Origin of the sequence: Chamaesiphon polymorphus CCALA 037, from assembly GCF_003003845.1 — a bacterium.
Taxonomy (GTDB): Bacteria; Cyanobacteriota; Cyanobacteriia; order Cyanobacteriales; family Chamaesiphonaceae; genus Chamaesiphon; species Chamaesiphon polymorphus.
On record NZ_PVWO01000077.1, the window covers coordinates 1 to 16590 of the forward strand.

Here is a 16590-nt window from a genome sequence, read left to right on the forward strand (position 1 = left end):
CTCCAGTAGTATTGCGGGTAAAGGAATTATACGTTTCTAATTCCTGGGCTGGATAACTGAGTAGACGCGATCGCATTTCATCTGTTAGTCCCAGTACGTGGCTAAAATCTGCCCCGGCGATGCTTTCTAATCGATCGAATTCTACATCTGTTAAATCTGCGGCGCGCAAGTCTGCACCAGCTAAATTGGCACCATTCAATCCCGCCTTTCGCAAACAGGCTCCGGTTAAAAATGCCCGCCGCAAGTCAGATTGACTCAGGCGCACGCCTTGGAGATTAGCCTGTGTGAGATCGGCTCCACCTAAGTAAGCACCTAGTAGATTTGCATCTTGCAAATCGATGTAGCGCAAATTGGCGGTATTGAGCTGGGCACCATTTAATCTAGCTCCAGGGCCGATCGCGCCGGAAGATTTATAGTTAAAATTGTCTGGGAAAATAGTATGTCGATCGTATCTAACGCCCTGCATTTTCACATCGGTTAAATCTGCTCCACTCAGATCTGCCCCACTCAAATCTACCCGTACCAGACAGGCTCCTGTTAAGTTAGCATCTTTCAATATCGCTCGATCGAGACTGGCTCCGCGTAAATCTGCACCAGCGAGATTTGCCCCAGTCAAATCTGTCTGACTGAAATTGGCTCTAATTAGCGTCGCATGGCGCAAATCGACTTGAGGCAAAGCTTTCTCGCTCAAATTAACTTGGTATAAGTCGGCATTAGCTCCAGATGTTCCGGCTGCTAATGCCTCAAAAATCTGCTGGTTATCTTGAATGCGACGATCGATCGAGGATACAGTTTGTTGGCGATCCATGAATGTTTTAACCAAGAAAATAGGTGTAAAGCCTCAGCCGCGATGCAAACAAGAAGCGGCAATTATCTGCTTGGTGCAACACATGCGGAGGAGACCTCCGCGTGGTTGCATCCGCAATTATCAATTCTCCAATCGATCGGGGAGCGATCGGTGCTAATCTATCTGTTGACCGCTGGGGAATCCCAGTTATTCTAGATCGAAAGTGAGGCAATGTGGATAATCTCGATCGGGGACGGATGTTGTTGTCCCATAATTTTGATATCACAGATGGCCGTCTAGCAGGCATTAGTCGGGAAGAATTTACCGAAATTTTTCGGGCGGGAGCGAGCGATGACACTCGGATTCAATGTCGCGAGATCGCTCATCCGCACTGGATTATGGAGATTTTATTCGATCGCGATCTCGATCCTCAAGCTGTCGGAGCTGAATGTGCCCGCATCCTTGCCCAGTATCGCCAGCAATCCGCCGGAAATCGCGCCGATATTCTAATTCTAGGTGGCATCAAAACCACGCCACCCACTAGTCCCGATCCCGACGCGCTCCAACCCGGACAATGGGGTGTCGATGTCGTCGAAACTGTTAGTGGCGAACTGTTTTTGACTAAAATCGATTGGGATACCACCATCGCCCAGAAGCCTACTGATAGTATCTTTAAGGTGCAATTACCGAGCGATTTGTAATCTACAAGCAAATAACCTGTCAGGCATCTCAGATCGAGTATTTCCAGTTTGTGGATCGAGCAAAAGGAAGATATTGTCGAATGTAACTTGTTTTTTACAGTGTAAGTCTATAATTCTTAATATTTTTAACATCGTTCTTAGATGAGAATTTAGATGTGCACATTTCGTGCAATACGAACGATCTTGGCCAAAGAGTGACGCGACTCATTTTTAGCGAGCAGCGTCCTAGATCCCCGATCTAGTTTGAAAGGTCGTGCGCTAACGCCATGTGGATTAACTGCTATGTAAGGCTTTTCGCTAATAGCACCATCCAAAAATACTCTGTTGCGCTTAGGCATGATGACAGATATTTTCACACTGAACTTAGAACACAGCCGATTTGACTCTATTTTATACAGCCATAGAAAATTCATAATTATCTTAACATTTTGAGATAATTGCGCTGATGAGGATGCCCGAACAGATCGATCGAGTCGATTGTAAGTGGCTAGTAGCATGAAAGTGAAGCGAATCTACGATTTTTAACAGTCGCGATTCGATCGTGCCATTCGGACATCCTTTCAGGCTCTTTTCGTTTACTAGGAGATTGCATAAATGACCTTTGGACCAGCATCGCGCTTAGGCGTTAGTTTGTTTGACGAAACCCCGCCCCAAGAATGGGTAGCGGGTCGTTCTAATGACGAAATCGAAACACTGATTTTGGCTGTTTACAGACAAGTACTAGGCAATGCCTATGTCATGGAAAGCGAACGGTTAGCCGTTCCCGAATCTCAGTTCAAACGTGGCGAACTCAGCGTCCGCGAATTTGTCCGCGCTGTGGGCAAATCCGACCTGTATCAATCTCGGTTTGCAGATTGTCCTCGCTATCGGTTTGTCGAGCTAAACTTTCGGCATTTCCTCGGTCGTGCGCCTAACAGCTACGACGAAATGAAAGCTCACAGTGCCATCTTAGACGGTGGTGACTTTGATGCCGAAATCGACTCGTATGTAGATAGCGATGAATACCAAAATACCTTTGGGGAAAACATCGTTCCTTACATTCGCGGCTACAAAACCGAAGCCATTACTCACATGGTTGGTTTTACTCATACCTTCCAACTGGTACGCGGTGCCTCGACTAGCTCCCTCAAAGCCGATCTCGCTGGTAAAACTCCCAAGCTGAATGGTTTGGTAATTAATGCTACTGCAACAGCAGTAGTAGAGCCAGGATCTACTTTCCGCAATCCATCTGGTAGTGCGCGCACGCTCCTCGGCCCCAACGCTACTGAGGGTGGTAAAGTGTACCGGATCGAAGTCACTGGTTACCGTGCCAAAGCATTTAACAAAATCTCCAAATTCCGCCAGAGCAATCAGGTTTATTTAGTTTCCTACGATAAACTCTCCACAGAATATCAACGGATTCACCAGCAAGGCGGCAAGATCGTCAGTATCACGGCTGTCTAAGGTTAGTCGATCGATCGTTTAAAAATGTTTAAAGGAGTCAATTTTTAATCATGGCAACAATGACACCCCTCGAACTGTGGCCGACGCGCTCTACAGAAGAAGTCCAAACGATTATTCGCGCAGTCTACAAGCAAGTATTGGGCAATCCTCATGTGATGGAGAGCGAACGCTTAACAGCGGCTGAGTCGCAACTGGCTAACGGCGATATCTCGGTGCGCGAGTTCGTTCGTGCTGTCGGTACTTCCGAATTTTACCGCACGCGTTATTTCGAGAAATGCGCTCCTAATCGGTTTGTAGAATTAAATTTCATGCACTTCTTGGGTCGTCCGCCTGCATCTCAAGCGGAAATCTCCGAGCATATCGTGCGCTGTGTCGCTGAAGGTTTCGATGCTGAAATCGATTCTTTCATCAATAGCGAAGAGTATCAGGCGACCTTTGGCGAAAATGTGGTGCCATACAATCGTGGTGCTAGCACGGAAGTCGGTCAGTCTCAGGTAACTTATAACCGGATGTTCGCGCTCGATCGCGGCCCCGCACAGGTTAGCAGTGCTGTCACCGCAGCCCAAATTGGTACCAGTAATAAAATCAAAGCTGCTGGCGTTAATTTGAGCGGTTCCGGTCAAGCCAACCAGAAAACCTTCAAGATTCTGGTCACAGGCTCTAAATTTGATAGTCCTCGTCGTCGTAGCACCACAGAATATCGTGTCGCTGGCGATAACATGACTTCGCAAATTCAGCGCATCAATCGTAGTGGTGGCAAGATTGTCAGCATTACAGAAGTTGTCTAAACCGCAATTTTTCACTAGAGAATTGCCGCAGGTTTAAACTACTGCAAATCGAGGTTAGTACATCCACTTAGCAATCCTAACTCGATGGATCGATCGAGCTTTGAGCCTATTTTGAGTTGAAAATTCGATCTGCCAAAAGATTTAGGATTGCTACAGTCAATAAAATAAATATTTTTTAAGTAGATGTTTGGGTTGTTTCTCTTCCAGGCAATTGCACGATCGAGAAACCAGATAAAATTTACACGATCGATTTTTGATTAGGAGTAATCATCATGGCACTTTGGGTTAGCAATATCGACGCCACCGAGTTGTGGAATAATGCTTCTGAAGACGATCTACAAACTGCGATCCGCGCTGCTTATCGTCAAGTCTTGGGTAATGCCCATGTAATGGAAAGCCAACGCTTAACCAGTGCAGAATCAATGCTGCGGAATGGCGATATTAATATGCGTGGATTTATTCGTGCGATCGCGCAATCCGATCTCTATCGTTCGCTATTTTTTGAGACTTCCTCTGCTTACCGATTTATCGAACTAAATTGCAAGCATTTACTCGGTCGCGCTCCGCTTAACCAAGCAGAAATTAGCGACCACGTGCGGTTGTATAACGAGCGGGGTTATGAAGCTGAAATTAATTCTTACATCGACAGCGATGAATATGGATCTAAGTTCGGCGAAAATATCGTCCCCAGCTCGCAGGGAAATCGCACCCAAGTAGGGATCGAGAATGTTAATTTCAACCGCACTTTTGCTCTCGATCGTGGATTTGCGGCGTATGATGCAGCTAGCAAAAATGCCAAACTAATTGGCGATATTGCAGGCAATCGGGCGACAAAGATCGGGTTCCCAGCTAGTGGTGCTGCTTATGCTAATACCAGCAAACGCTTCCGAATTGCCGTCAACAAGGCGAAATTTGGCGCGCGGGTAACTCAGAGCAATGCCAGCTTTGAAGTTAGCTACAGTCAGTTGTCTAAACAAATTCAAAACATTCAGAAAACTGGTGGCAAAATCCTCAGTATCACTGAAGTTTCTTAGCTAAAATCTTGACAACTGAGCCATCAGAACCTCGTCCTAATGGCTCAGTTAATAATTGCGATCGAGTTGATGTTGTTTTGAACCGATCGCAATTGAGAGTCAAGCATAAATTGAATAAATCTTGGGAGTTAAAAATGGTAGATTATACGGTCAAAATTGATGTGACTAATATGTCATCTCACTCACCGATTCGATCGGGATCGTACTCGATGAAAGTTCCGTTTGCTTCGCTATCGCGGACGATGCAATTCATTCATCGATCGGGAGGTAAGGTAGTTGAAGTGACCAAGCTATCAGCAAATGCTGCTGTAGCCGAATTACCACCGCTTGCCGCTCCAGTCTCTACCACAGCTAACTCCAAACCGCAGTCTCCAGCAGCAACTGTCGCTCGTACCGAGCCAAAATCGACCCAAGATCGATCGAAACGGGGTGGCAAAAACAATAAAAGATAAATAGCTCAAACAAATTTCGGCTGGTAGGTTTCAGTACTCAAGATTGATGGATATTATACAGTTTGTCGAGCAGTCGATCGGGCAATGGCGATCGCAACGCAGTGCTCATCACATGGCCTTTAGTCACTTTGAAGCAGTCCAATCAATTATTGATATTGACATGCTCTCTGGCAACGATCCCGCCGTCGTCGAGCTGTGCCAAGCTTATGATGTCGATCCTAGTCAAGCTGTCGCACCCTTTCAAATGAAATGGGAAGGACAGTCAGATTGGGACGAAGATAATCCCGAAGTCAAGGGTAGTGCCATTTTAGTGCCAGTTCCCGATCCAGTAGTGCCCCAGCGAGGCAAATTACTCCGAGACCAGGGTTATGCTGAAACCATCGCCGCCGCAGGCGAATATCACTTTCTCGATGATGGCACTTTCGTATTAATTACTGCATACGAACGCGCCGCCGCCGAAGAAAGAATTTGGTTTGCCAATCCTAATTTACGATTTCGGGTGTCGCTAATTAAAACTAGTGCTGGTAGTGGAGTGGTGACAGCTTCCTTTTCATCCGAAATTCGATCTTCAAAAGCTTAATAATATAAAAATTTTGATATTGTTTTCGCCCGCCTATTTTCTCAACTTTTACATAACTTTTTTTAGGGAGTATTGACGATTTAATCGATTTATCATTCAGCGTCAATTATGACTTCAGTTAAAAACACCAATTTAGTCACACTTTGTCAATGGATGGCCGGAGATTTTAGTAATCGCCAACAATCTTCTGCTCAACCACAACAGTTTGCCCACATTCACATCTTTTTTCGTCCGTTACCATTTGAGTTTTTCAATGGCATCGGGTTTTATTCCGAACAGGTCTACGACCACGATCTGTGGACGCCATATCGGCAAGGAATTCATCGAGTAGTAGATCGTGGCGATGATATTTATATTGAAAATTATAGTCTCATCGATCCGATTCGCTATGCAGGTGCAGCTCGCGAATTATCGATCCTCAAGACAATTACGCCCAACGATATCGCCCGTCGCCAGCACTGTTCGATGGTTTTTCACCGTGAGGGGGAAATGTTTCTTGGTGGTGTCGAACCAGGGAATCGCTGTTTAATTGAAAAAAAAGGTTGCATGACATATTTGATTAGTGAAGTAGAGATTACTGAAACTACTTGGTTTAGTCTCGATCGCGGTATGGATGTAAATACTCACGAGCAAATTTGGGGGTCTACATCCGGCCAGTTACGATTTGAAAAGTGTCAAAGTTTTGCAATGGAATTACCTCTGGATCGGATTTAAGGTGGCAACAATATGAATACATCGATCGAAAATAAAACAGAAATTATTACCAAAGTGAGTATTCTGCCGCCAATTGCGCAAAAAAAGATGCAATGTTGGATTCGGAGCAGACATCTCATTTATTCTGGTAATTTTTTTATATATGAAACTGTTGATTTTAGCGCAGTCGAACGATTTGGTGACTGTATCGAAGCATTGGGGGGTGCCGTAATTGCAGTTAGTTCGGTCGGCAAAGTTTGGATGGGCGATCGCCGACAGGTCATTTTATATCGATCGAAAGCAAGTTTGCAAACACCCCATCACGATCTCCATCACTACTGGATTAAGTATGGCAGTTTTCGCACCAGATTTGACGAACGGGTCTAAACCAGTTCGGGTGTAGAAATAAATATTCAGTCAGCTTAAATCTCATTAGTAACCACAATTAAATCAATACCAATATTTTTAACGAGATTAAACTTATGTATCAACCTTTTCTCAATCACTTAGAGCAATCCTTATTCCAACGTTTCGATCTTCAAAGTCGGCTGATTCCCGCAGGACTCGAAGCGCAGGTGAGCGAGCGCGGTAAAAATCCAGCTTCAATTAAAAGTTGGTGCTATGAGTGTCCCGAGTTCCGAAAAATTCGCTATACCTATATCGATGCTGGTGCGAGTGCCCAGATTTTTAATAGCGTGATTTATCCCAGTCATAATTCTGAATTACCATTACTGGGTATTGACTTCCTGTCTTTTGGACAAGTCAAGAATTTAATTGTGATGGACTTTCAACCGTTATTTCAGGATGAGGCTTATTTAACTAAATATATTCATCCTTTGAAAAAGTTACACGAAAAGTATCCAGATTTAGCTCAGAATTTAGAAATGAAATTTTATGATGCAAATCAATATTTTTCTAAATATCTATTGTTTGCTAAAACAGATCCGGAGACTGTCAAGACGCGAGTATTTGAAGCTTTTAAAGATTATCTCGATCTCTACTGGGAGATGCTATCGACCAGCGAACAATTAACAGATCCATCGGACATTCAGCGGATTGCCAAAGCTCAAAAAGATTACGATCAATATAGTGCCGATCGCGATCCCGCATCTGGCTTATTTAGTAGCTATTTCGGCCATGAATGGTCGGAAAAATTCTTATATGGATTTTTGTTTGAAGATGCTATGCCACTAGCTGCTACTGTTACCAAATAATTTTTAGCAATAACTAGCAATCCATATCCCCGACTTCTTGGAGAAGTCGGGGATATTAAATAGCAATTATCAATTATCAATTATTAATATGACACTCTATCAACCATTTCTAGAATACGCGATCGAGTTAATTCAGCAACGTTTGGAGCTACAATCTTATCCAATTCCCGCCGGATTCGAGCACAAATCGGCGATCGTCGGTAAAGGCAAACAGGAAAACGAGGTAGTAACCACCAGTTACGGCTATCAGTCTCCTAAATTGCGCCAAATCCGTGCCGCTCACGTCCAGGGCGGTAACGCGCTCCAGGTATTGAATTTTGTGATTTTCCCACACCTGAACTACGATTTACCCTTTTTTGGTGCAGATTTAGTCACACTTCCTGGTGGACACTTGATCGCCTTAGATATGCAGCCATTATTTCGGGACGATCGCGAATATCAAGCTAAATATAGCGATCCCATTCTGCCAATTTTCGAGACATATCAGCAGCATCTCCCATGGGGTGGTGATTTTCCCGAAGAAGCTAGTGCCTTTTTCTCACCTGCTTTTCTGTGGACGCGACCAAAAGAGCATGAAGCAGTCGAAACCCATGTATTTGAAGCATTTAAGGCGTATCTCCAGGCATATTTAGATTTTGTCGATCGCGCCGAACCCGTTACCGAGCCACAAGCTCTAGCCGCAATTAAACAGTCGCAGTTGCGCTATCTGCGCTATCGAGCCGAAAAAGATCCCGCTCGTGGCATGTTCAATCGCTTTTATGGTTCTGAGTGGACGGAAGAGTACATTCACGGCTTTTTATTCGATCTAGAACGTCAGCTCGAAACTGCTGATTCTGTTTGAGTCGATGCCAATACTTGTGGTTTAAGAACTGCTAGCGACTGAAGTCGCCGCTAGTGATGCGAAGTCCGCCTACGCGGACTAGTTAGTTAGTCCGCGTAGGCGGACTTTGCATCATCAGCCCCGATTTCAATCGGCGGCGGTGCAAAAACGAAGCAAATATCCTTAAGAGGCTTTCCTCAATTAGGGGATTGGTTATCGCGAAAATCTTCCCTAAATTTAGCAGCTAACAACCAAAGCTTCATAATCGAACAGCATGGTAGTCATATAGCGATCGGCCCATTCGACACCAAATGATTTTTCCAAGACGCGGCGCGTTTTATCATTTTGTTGCTGGCGATCGCAATAATACTGGTGTCCAGCAGAAATCTTGGCAATCTCGGACATCGAGGTTGTCGGTTGCGTGCTGCTGGCAATTTGGCAATGAATTTTTAGCATCGACAGCACATAATCCAGAAAAGCTGCTTCCTCATCGGCATCGGTGGGACGCACGAATAAGCAATAATCCGAGAAAATATCTCCCCACGACGGCAAATCCCGCACTTGAGAGAAGCTAGTGGTGCTGAGTTGGTGCAGCGAGAGTTGGTATTGCGCGGGCAAAGATCGATGGCGATTTACTGGCGACAAATCGACAATTGCCGCACTAATCGTCCCTCTACCACAGACGATATCTGCCCCAAAAATCGGCAGATCGCGATCGGGGTGTGGAAACATCACACAGTGGAGAATGTCCAAATTCTTACCTACCTGAGCGAGTTCGAGATGCAGCTTGCGAAATTGGGGAGTTTGATGGCATTTATTTTCAATAACTAAGCGTTCGCCTTCCAAGCTACCTTCGACATAGCCTAAATCGTGGGGGATTTTGTAAGGAGACAGATCTAGATACTCTTGCCACGTCCGTTCGATTCGATCGGCTAGTTGTGCGATGAGGGGATGTTGTTTGGTGCGAAGCGAGATCGACATAATTTTTAATATAGTTTTATAAAGTAAATTTAAACATCGAATCGTTTGTTAAATCATTACACATTTGTCAAGTTAATTGGCTTACCAATCGAAGCGATCTTCTAGCCGAGACGAAGATTTACGATCGAAAATATTAGCAGCGCAAACTGCAAACGCTCGAACGATCGGCTGAATATCTCCTGACAAAAACTAATTTTAACCAGATCCTCACTCTCTAATCTTGCCTTAATTTATTACCTTCGCCGATCGTTCGTGCAGATTACGTGCAAAAGCATGGCACTTCTTGGGTAGATGGAGATTTGAGTACAACGTCAGTAGCACAGGCGATCCCCGCTCTAGATGTATTTTAGAAAAATGTGTTGCTAAATCTGAACTAATGCAACGATCTGTTTACAATTAGAAAATTTCTCTCATCTGCTGAATTGATTATTCTGCAAGGGTTTGTCGGTTTGTTAACATTTTTTAATTGCATTTTTTGCAGGTCGATCCGATCTCTGCACAAATCTTGCACAACAAGACTGCTTTAATCAAGCGTAGTTCAAAAGAAATGAATTCCTGGCAATTTATCATCGATTAAGCGATCGGGAATTTATAGTTTTATTGAAATAAATTTTATTGCAACGTAGGGAGTTTCCTTAAGATGTTAGATGCTTTTACTAAAGTAGTTGCTCAAGCAGATGCCCAAGGTACATTTGCTAGCGATTCTCAGATTAATGCTCTCAAAGCAATGGTAGCTGATGGTACCAAACGCATTGATGTTGTCAACCGGATTACATCCAACTCCTCTGCAATCGTCGCTAACGCTGCTCGCGCATTGTTTGACGAACAACCCAACCTGATCGCGCCTGGTGGCAACGCTTACACCAACCGTCGCATGGCTGCTTGTTTGCGCGACATGGAAATCATTTTACGCTACGTTACTTACGCAACATTCACTGGTGACGCATCCGTCCTCGACGATCGTTGTCTCAATGGCTTGCGCGAAACTTACCTGGCACTTGGCGTTCCTGGTGGTTCCGTTGCTGCTGGTGTAAGCAAAATGAAAGAAGCCGCAATTGCGATTGCTAACGACCCCAACGGTATCACTAAAGGTGACTGTAGCTCCTTGATGGCTGAGTTAGGCGGTTACTTCGATCGCGCAGCTTCTGCTGTCGGTTAGTCTGTATCGATTTCTCGTTACCTTTTGCACGAATACAACCATTTTATTGAGAGATTAAGTCAACTATGAAAACTCCTTTAACCGAAGCTGTAGCTACCGCTGATTCCCAAGGTCGTTTCTTGAGTTCCACCGAACTTCAAGTCGCTTTTGGTCGCATTCGTCAAGCAACTGCTAGCCTTGATGCTGCTAAAGCTCTAGCTGGTAAAGCTCAAAGCTTGGCTGATGGTGCTGCAAATGCAGTTTACCAAAAATTCCCCTACACCACTACCATGCAGGGCAACAACTATGCTTCTACCCCTCGTGGTAAAGCGAAGTGCGCTCGTGACATCGGTTACTACGTCCGGATGATCTCCTACTGCCTAATTGCTGGTAGCACTGGCCCGATGGACGACTACCTCATTGGCGGTTTGGCTGAAATCAACTCCACCTTCGACCTGTCTCCTAGCTGGTATGTTGAAGCTCTCAAATATGTGAAAGCTAACCACGGTCTCTCTGGTGACTCTGCCAGCGAAGCTAATTCCTACATCGATTACGCAATTAACGCCTTAAGCTAATTGACATCCAAATCCCAGAACTGGAAGCTGTCTTTCGTGCTCATTAAGAATGGGAAAGAAGGATATCCTCTGGCTCTGGGATTGTTGTAACTATACGCAATCGGAGTGGAAATTATGACAAGCTCTATGGCCGCCAAACAGTTAGGATTCGAGCCGTTTGCTGGTGCCTCGCCAGTAGAACTACGACCCTACCCTTCAGAAGATGATGTTCGGGCTGTAATTTGGGCTGCTTATCGGCAGGTCTTCGGCAACGACCACATTATGGAAAGCGAACGACTAACCAGTGCCGAATCGCTCCTACGACAGGGCGATATGAGCGTGCGAGATTTCGTCCGCGCATTGGCACAATCAGAACTATATAAACAAAAATTTTTCTATTCAACTCCCCAAGTGCGGTTCATCGAACTGAACTTTAAGCACTTATTAGGTCGCGCTCCAGCAAATGAAGCCGAAATTACCGAGCATGTCAATCGGTTTGTCGATCGTGGTTACATAGCCGAAATCGACTCTTACATCGATTCGATGGAATATCAAGACTGCTTTGGTGACACCACAGTGCCTTACTATCGCGGTTTTGCCACCCAACGGGGTCAAACCAGTGCGGGTTTTACTCGCATGTTCCAACTATATCAAGGTTATGCCAATAGCGATCGCGCTCAAGGCAATAACAAAGCTGGTGCTTTGACCGAAGAACTCGGTCGGAATACCGCAACTGCGATCCGCACTCCCAGCTTGGGACGCGGCTTGGCTGGCAGTATTAAAGGCGATCGCGCGCAATTATATCGCGTGCGGCTCGTCCAAACCAACCGCATTAACAGCCCTCAAATCCGGCGTAGTTCCACCGAGTTACTAGTTAGCTACGAGCAACTCTCTGCTACTCTCCAACGCCTCAATCAGCGTGGGAGCCGGATCTTGAGTATCGATCGAGCCTAGCTTAGTGAATAGTGGATAGTGAATAGTGAATAGTGTACGGATTGAAGACGCAAGCATCCTCAATCTTAAAAACTAGCCCCTAACCACTAACCACTATTCACTGTCTTGATTCGCTTAACCGTCGGGGAACCCGACGAGCGCGAATCACTATCCACTATCCACTATCCAAGGAGTAAAACCTGTGCCAATTACCACCGGAGCTTCACGCTTAGGCACCAGTGCCTATAGCGATATTAAGCCAATCGAATTACGCACCAATTGGTCGGCAGCAGATGCCCAAATCATCATTCGTGCTGTCTACCGTCAGGTATTAGGTAATGACTATCTAATGGAAAGCGAGCGACTAGTTGGACTCGAATCCCTCCTCTGTAACGGTCAAATTACCGTCAGAGATTTCGTGCGCGGTGTCGCCAAATCTGAGTTATACAAAAACAAATTTTTGTACAATTCATTTCAGACACGGACGATCGAATTAAACTGCAAACATTTACTCGGTCGCGCGCCTTACGATGAATCTGAAGTAATCGAACATCTCGATCGCTATCAAGAGCAGGGTTACGATGCCGATATCGATTCTTATATCGATTCTCAGGAATACTACGAGAATTTTGGCGACACGATCGTCCCTTACTATCGCAGCTTCACGTACCAAGTGGGTCAAAAAATGCCCGGATTTACCCGGATGTTCCGACTCTATCGCGGTTACGCCAATAGCGATACATCCCAAGTTGCTGGTACTAAGTCCCGCTTGGCTGGCGAACTTGGTAGCAATACTACTTCGGCGATAATTCCACCTTCTGGTAGCAACGATGGCTTTGCTTATCAAGGTGCTGCTGGTAGCACGACTCCCACTCGCGTGTTCGGTCGTTCGACTATCGGCGAGTCCAATCGTCTCTATCGCATTGAAGTAGCGAGTATCAGTTTGCCCCGTTATCCTCGCGTTCGCCGGAGCAACAAAGAGTTTATTGTTTCCTACGACCAACTCAACAGTACGCTCCAGTACATCAACAAGATTGGTGGCAAAGTCGCTAGCGTTACCGTAGCATAACTTCGGTTTGTTAACTTGAATTAATTTTAGTCGATCTTAGTGTGAGAATGCGTTTTTACGGCTCATTCTCACACATCGACTAATTTCTCATCTCCACTTTTTGACGATCGCAGGAGCAAACAAATAATGTTGGGACAATCATCTTTTACTAGAGGTTCGACCGCGACAGCAAATAGTCGAATCTTTGTTTATGAAGTAGCTGGATTGCAGCAAAACGACGCGATCCAATCTAACGTGCAGGTTCGGACTAGTGCGAATACCTTCGTGCAAGTTCCTTACAATCGCATGAATGAGAAAATGCAGCAAATTTTGCGCATGGGTGGCAAAATCGTCAGTATTCAACCACTAGGCTCCAAACCTCTAGCGTCGGAATCCTAGTCTTAATCGATCGCGATCCTACGAGCGATATCTAATAGTTACCATGTGGGTCGATTGTAAAATCGACCCGTTTTTATCGAAACAATCGCACCCGTAAATCTCCCCTTTTAAGACGATCGCGAATCGCTGCCTTCTGCCTTCTGCCTTCGTTAAGAGAATTTAGCCCAACCAGTTTGATAATGACCGTAATGACAGACTTGAGGATTGAGGATTTCGGTAAGAATTTCTAGAGATTCTACTAGTCTAGGGCCGGGACGGTTGAAATAGGCATTACCATCGGTGATGTAGACTCGATTTTGGTTGACTGCTGCGAGCTGTTGCCATTGAGGATGTTGAGTTAGCGGTTGTGCTTCGATGCGAGTGCGATCGAGATCGAAACCACATGGCATGAAGATAATGGTATCGGGATCGGCAACTACCAATTCATCCCAACTAATTCGCGGCGAATGTTGTCCGGTAATGCCACCAATCGGTTTGCCACCTGCCATTTCTACTAATTCGGGAATCCAATTGCCTGCCAACATTAGCGGATCTGTCCACTCGATACAGGCAACTTTGGGGGGCTGAGATTGGAGATTTTGACATTGGGTTTGACAAGTTTTAACTCGCTTTTGAAGAGTTGAAACGATCGGTTGCCAATCGACATTTAAAGTTTCACCCACGCGTTGAATATCTGCCCAAACATCCGCGATCGTGTCTGGTTGGAGTGAGATAATTTGGGGGTGACTATTAGTTAATTTTGCGACAGCTTTTTCTACTTCCGGAAAGCTGACAGCACAAACATCGCACTGGTCTTGAGTGATAATGTGAGTAGGTTGCAATTGGGTCAGCACATCGAGATTAATTTCATAAATACTCATGGCTGCTGTGAGTAGTTTATCGACTTCCTGATGAATTTCACCACTCGACCGATCGATCGATAGTCGCGCCGAAGTACAGACAGCTCGATCTTTAATGTCAGGGGGATAGTCACATTCATGCGAAATTCCTACCAATCGATCGGTCAATCCCAAACAAGCGATAATTTCCGTGGCACTAGGCAAGAGTGAAACCAGCCGCAGTGGTGCTAATTGAGTCATAAATTGTGAAAATAGGATCGTGCAGTTCCAGTAAAATCGACAGTAATTAACATTAGACCTCCACTATGACTCATTCTACCGATATTCCTACCTTGGCGCGCTGGATGGCTGGCGATTTTAGCAATCAAGCGCAAGCAATTGAAAACCCACCATTTTTCGCGCATATTCGGGTGTGTATGCGTCCGCTACCTTATGAGTTGTTTGATGGAGTGAGCTTATTTCTCGAACAGGCTTATGACTTTATGCTCCAAAATCCCTATCGCTTGCGGGTGCTAAACTTTGTCATCATCAACGATCGCATCGAAATCGAGCATTATACGATCGATCCAGAAGCCGAATTTTATGGAGCCGCCCGCAAACCAGAAATGTTTCAACAGCTTACCCACGATAAGCTGATTAAGATGTCCGGTTGCACGATGATAACCGAATGGACTGGCAGTACATTTAAGGGCTATGTCGAGCCTGGAAAGGGCTGCAAGGTGACTCGAAATGGCAAAGAGACTTATTTGGACAATAGCTTTGAAATTTCGCCCGGACACCTAATTAGCCTCGATCGCGGTCGCGATATTGAAACCGACGAACATATCTGGGGATCGATCGCGGGGCCATTTGAATTCACTCAAAAGGTGAGTTTTGCTGATGAAATTCAGGTCGATAAAGCTGCCTCGATAAATTAGAAGACAAGGGACGAGTGTTTGGTCAGTTGTCAAGACAAATACCCACGAGCCTGATAGTGGAGGATCGGTGCCAAAGGAAGCGATATTGGCTTAGATCCGATCGATAAACATAATTAGCAAAAGCGTCCTGATTTAGATCGAGTCGGGTAAGGTTCGAGCGTCGCCGCTCTCCCCTCCCCTAAGAACCGGACTTGAGACTTTCGCACTCATCCGGCTCAAGCCTTACTTCAAGCGAGAGAACTTGGATTTAGAGTGTTCCTGTCTGTGACACGCTGCGTGTAAGTGCTGAAGGTTTTCTAGGTCGTCTAGTCCACCTTGAGCGACAGGAATTATGTGATGGGTATCCAGTTCCTCCCCATTGATTAGTGGTTCGCCACAGATTGGACATTTCCAATTTTGGTTTTGAGCGATTTTATAGTTACGTGAATTACGTTCCCATTTGCTCTTGCCGTTTTTTTGGTTGCGTTTTTCCCAATAATCTTTTAATGAGGGGTCATCTGGTGAGGAAGTACCTTTAACTTTTATATGGCGTTCGATATGGGTATCGACGGGGGAAAATATAGATAAAATATTTTCATTTCCTCGTCTATCCTTGCTTGTGCAAGAGAACACCCAACTTTTGCCTTTTATAGTTCTGAAGTGCTTTCTTATGACCCATTTCTTACCCTTGTTAGGATGTCTACGAAGTGCCCATTTCCAGAGGTAGTTCCACAGTCTATGTGAGATGTATCCGAAAACTTCAGAGCTAACTTGAGATTTATAGTAGTTAGTGAATCCTCTGAGGACGGGGTTTAGTTTCTTAATGACTAGCTCAGGTTCATATCCATTTAGTTCCTTAATTTCTTTGCCGATTCGTTTGCAGAAGTCTAGGACTTTTTGCTTAGATGGCTTGATAAGGATAGTGCCGTCATAGTGGCGGTGGTTGAAACCGAGGAAGTCGAAACCTTCTTCGATTGAAGTTATTCTTGTCTTCTCATAGCTGAGTTCTAGACCCCTTTCTGATAACCATTGTTGTATCTGAATTTTGGCAGTTTCAAGGCTTCCTTTTTCCTTGGCTGTGACAATAAAGTCATCAGCATATCTAACTACTTTTACGGGGTAGATGATATCACTCCATTTGGTTTTAACTTGATTGGTGGTCATTATGAATGTTTCTAGACCATGCAACCCGATGTTAGCCAGCAGTGGAGATAATGGAGTAGGAACAAAGCGCACCTCTAAACCTTACGGTTTATGTGTTTCTTCATTCCTCTCCCCAAACCGGACGTG

20 protein-coding genes are annotated in these 16590 nt (G+C 45.1%); 16 read left to right on the forward strand and 4 right to left on the reverse strand.

The features are described 5' to 3' along the window. Window positions 1–808, reverse strand: an 808-nt coding sequence (locus C7B77_RS08385; protein ID WP_106302745.1) for a pentapeptide repeat-containing protein, incomplete at its 3' end; no start/stop codon positions are given. A 212-nt stretch (window positions 809–1020) separates the two neighbouring features. Between C7B77_RS08385 and C7B77_RS08390 the strand changes: the two genes are divergently transcribed. The 10 genes from C7B77_RS08390 (at window position 1021) to C7B77_RS08440 (ending at window position 8533) form a co-directional block, all read left to right on the forward strand. Next, window positions 1021–1488: a DUF2656 domain-containing protein gene (locus C7B77_RS08390; RefSeq protein ID WP_106302748.1), complete on the forward strand. Its 468-nt coding sequence runs from the start codon at window positions 1021–1023 to the stop codon at window positions 1486–1488. A gap of 594 nt (window positions 1489–2082) precedes the next feature. Further along, on the forward strand, window positions 2083–2931 hold the full coding sequence (locus tag C7B77_RS08400; protein WP_106302753.1) for a phycobilisome linker polypeptide: 849 nt from the start codon (window positions 2083–2085) through the stop codon (window positions 2929–2931). A gap of 50 nt (window positions 2932–2981) precedes the next feature. Continuing rightward, window positions 2982–3719, forward strand: a complete 738-nt coding sequence (locus C7B77_RS08405; protein ID WP_106302756.1) for a phycobilisome rod-core linker polypeptide — start codon at window positions 2982–2984, stop codon at window positions 3717–3719. A 272-nt stretch (window positions 3720–3991) separates the two neighbouring features. Further along, window positions 3992–4753 (forward strand): phycobilisome rod-core linker polypeptide, encoded by a 762-nt coding sequence (locus C7B77_RS08410; protein WP_106302759.1) that lies wholly within the window; start codon window positions 3992–3994, stop codon window positions 4751–4753. An 8-nt stretch (window positions 4754–4761) separates the two neighbouring features. Next, entirely contained in the window at window positions 4762–5205 is a 444-nt protein-coding gene (locus C7B77_RS08415) for a rod-capping linker protein CpcD domain-containing protein (RefSeq protein ID WP_146138241.1), read from the forward strand. A 46-nt stretch (window positions 5206–5251) separates the two neighbouring features. Continuing rightward, window positions 5252–5785 (forward strand): phycobiliprotein lyase, encoded by a 534-nt coding sequence (locus C7B77_RS08420; protein WP_106302765.1) that lies wholly within the window; start codon window positions 5252–5254, stop codon window positions 5783–5785. A gap of 108 nt (window positions 5786–5893) precedes the next feature. Continuing rightward, entirely contained in the window at window positions 5894–6499 is a 606-nt protein-coding gene (locus tag C7B77_RS08425; RefSeq protein ID WP_106302768.1) for a chromophore lyase CpcT/CpeT, read from the forward strand. A gap of 12 nt (window positions 6500–6511) precedes the next feature. Beyond that, a complete protein-coding gene (locus C7B77_RS08430; protein WP_106302771.1) occupies window positions 6512–6865 on the forward strand; it encodes a CpeR family transcriptional regulator in 354 nt (117 codons plus the stop codon). A 95-nt stretch (window positions 6866–6960) separates the two neighbouring features. Beyond that, complete coding sequence (locus C7B77_RS08435; RefSeq protein ID WP_106302774.1) at window positions 6961–7692, forward strand: 15,16-dihydrobiliverdin:ferredoxin oxidoreductase; 732 nt, start codon at window positions 6961–6963, stop codon at window positions 7690–7692. Between the two features lie 88 nt (window positions 7693–7780). Next, entirely contained in the window at window positions 7781–8533 is a 753-nt protein-coding gene (locus C7B77_RS08440) for a phycoerythrobilin:ferredoxin oxidoreductase (protein ID WP_106302801.1), read from the forward strand. Window positions 8534–8749: 216 nt separating this feature from the next. Here the strand turns inward: C7B77_RS08440 and C7B77_RS08445 are convergent, their stop codons facing one another. Continuing rightward, complete coding sequence (locus C7B77_RS08445; protein WP_106302777.1) at window positions 8750–9493, reverse strand: phycocyanobilin:ferredoxin oxidoreductase; 744 nt, start codon at window positions 9491–9493, stop codon at window positions 8750–8752. A 640-nt stretch (window positions 9494–10133) separates the two neighbouring features. Between C7B77_RS08445 and C7B77_RS08450 the strand changes: the two genes are divergently transcribed. From C7B77_RS08450 to C7B77_RS08470, 5 genes are all read left to right on the forward strand, one after another. Further along, the gene (locus C7B77_RS08450) at window positions 10134–10652 is read left to right on the forward strand and encodes a C-phycocyanin subunit beta (RefSeq protein ID WP_106302780.1); all 519 of its coding nucleotides are present in this window, start codon (window positions 10134–10136) and stop codon (window positions 10650–10652) included. Window positions 10653–10717: 65 nt separating this feature from the next. Next, entirely contained in the window at window positions 10718–11206 is a 489-nt protein-coding gene (cpcA, locus tag C7B77_RS08455; RefSeq protein ID WP_015161142.1) for a C-phycocyanin subunit alpha, read from the forward strand. Window positions 11207–11320: 114 nt separating this feature from the next. Continuing rightward, window positions 11321–12139, forward strand: coding sequence for a phycobilisome linker polypeptide (locus C7B77_RS08460; RefSeq protein WP_106302783.1), 819 nt, complete (start codon window positions 11321–11323; stop codon window positions 12137–12139). A gap of 181 nt (window positions 12140–12320) precedes the next feature. After that, the gene (locus C7B77_RS08465; RefSeq protein WP_106302786.1) at window positions 12321–13187 is read left to right on the forward strand and encodes a phycobilisome linker polypeptide; all 867 of its coding nucleotides are present in this window, start codon (window positions 12321–12323) and stop codon (window positions 13185–13187) included. Window positions 13188–13313: 126 nt separating this feature from the next. Then, window positions 13314–13565 carry a rod-capping linker protein CpcD gene (locus tag C7B77_RS08470; RefSeq protein ID WP_106302789.1) on the forward strand — a complete coding sequence of 84 codons (252 nt, stop codon included), beginning with the start codon at window positions 13314–13316 and terminating at the stop codon, window positions 13563–13565. A gap of 149 nt (window positions 13566–13714) precedes the next feature. On the opposite strand, the gene C7B77_RS08475 is transcribed toward C7B77_RS08470, so the two are convergent. Then, complete coding sequence (locus tag C7B77_RS08475; protein WP_106302792.1) at window positions 13715–14644, reverse strand: cobalamin-binding protein; 930 nt, start codon at window positions 14642–14644, stop codon at window positions 13715–13717. 65 nt (window positions 14645–14709) lie between these two features. Here C7B77_RS08475 and C7B77_RS08480 point away from each other — a divergent pair, with 65 nt between their 5' ends. Further along, complete coding sequence (locus C7B77_RS08480; protein ID WP_106302795.1) at window positions 14710–15321, forward strand: chromophore lyase CpcT/CpeT; 612 nt, start codon at window positions 14710–14712, stop codon at window positions 15319–15321. Window positions 15322–15543: 222 nt separating this feature from the next. Here C7B77_RS08480 and C7B77_RS08485 read toward each other — a convergent pair whose 3' ends face one another. After that, window positions 15544–16536, reverse strand: a complete 993-nt coding sequence (locus C7B77_RS08485; protein ID WP_106302798.1) for a group II intron reverse transcriptase — start codon at window positions 16534–16536, stop codon at window positions 15544–15546. Between the last annotated feature and the right edge of the window lie 54 nt (window positions 16537–16590).

Bases quoted from the DNA above. Each gene is read 5' to 3' on its own strand.
- C7B77_RS08400 (WP_106302753.1), top strand. From the start codon at position 2,083: ATGACCTTTGGACCAGCATCGCGCTTAGGCGTTAGTTTGTTTGACGAA.
- C7B77_RS08405 (WP_106302756.1), top strand. From the start codon at position 2,982: ATGGCAACAATGACACCCCTCGAACTGTGGCCGACGCGCTCTACAGAA.
- C7B77_RS08410 (WP_106302759.1), top strand. From the start codon at position 3,992: ATGGCACTTTGGGTTAGCAATATCGACGCCACCGAGTTGTGGAATAAT.
- C7B77_RS08420 (WP_106302765.1), top strand. From the start codon at position 5,252: ATGGATATTATACAGTTTGTCGAGCAGTCGATCGGGCAATGGCGATCG.
- C7B77_RS08425 (WP_106302768.1), top strand. From the start codon at position 5,894: ATGACTTCAGTTAAAAACACCAATTTAGTCACACTTTGTCAATGGATG.
- C7B77_RS08430 (WP_106302771.1), top strand. From the start codon at position 6,512: ATGAATACATCGATCGAAAATAAAACAGAAATTATTACCAAAGTGAGT.
- C7B77_RS08435 (WP_106302774.1), top strand. From the start codon at position 6,961: ATGTATCAACCTTTTCTCAATCACTTAGAGCAATCCTTATTCCAACGT.
- C7B77_RS08440 (WP_106302801.1), top strand. From the start codon at position 7,781: ATGACACTCTATCAACCATTTCTAGAATACGCGATCGAGTTAATTCAG.
- C7B77_RS08445 (WP_106302777.1), bottom strand. From the start codon at position 9,493: ATGTCGATCTCGCTTCGCACCAAACAACATCCCCTCATCGCACAACTA.
- C7B77_RS08450 (WP_106302780.1), top strand. From the start codon at position 10,134: ATGTTAGATGCTTTTACTAAAGTAGTTGCTCAAGCAGATGCCCAAGGT.
- cpcA (WP_015161142.1), top strand. From the start codon at position 10,718: ATGAAAACTCCTTTAACCGAAGCTGTAGCTACCGCTGATTCCCAAGGT.
- C7B77_RS08460 (WP_106302783.1), top strand. From the start codon at position 11,321: ATGACAAGCTCTATGGCCGCCAAACAGTTAGGATTCGAGCCGTTTGCT.
- C7B77_RS08470 (WP_106302789.1), top strand. From the start codon at position 13,314: ATGTTGGGACAATCATCTTTTACTAGAGGTTCGACCGCGACAGCAAAT.
- C7B77_RS08475 (WP_106302792.1), bottom strand. From the start codon at position 14,644: ATGACTCAATTAGCACCACTGCGGCTGGTTTCACTCTTGCCTAGTGCC.
- C7B77_RS08480 (WP_106302795.1), top strand. From the start codon at position 14,710: ATGACTCATTCTACCGATATTCCTACCTTGGCGCGCTGGATGGCTGGC.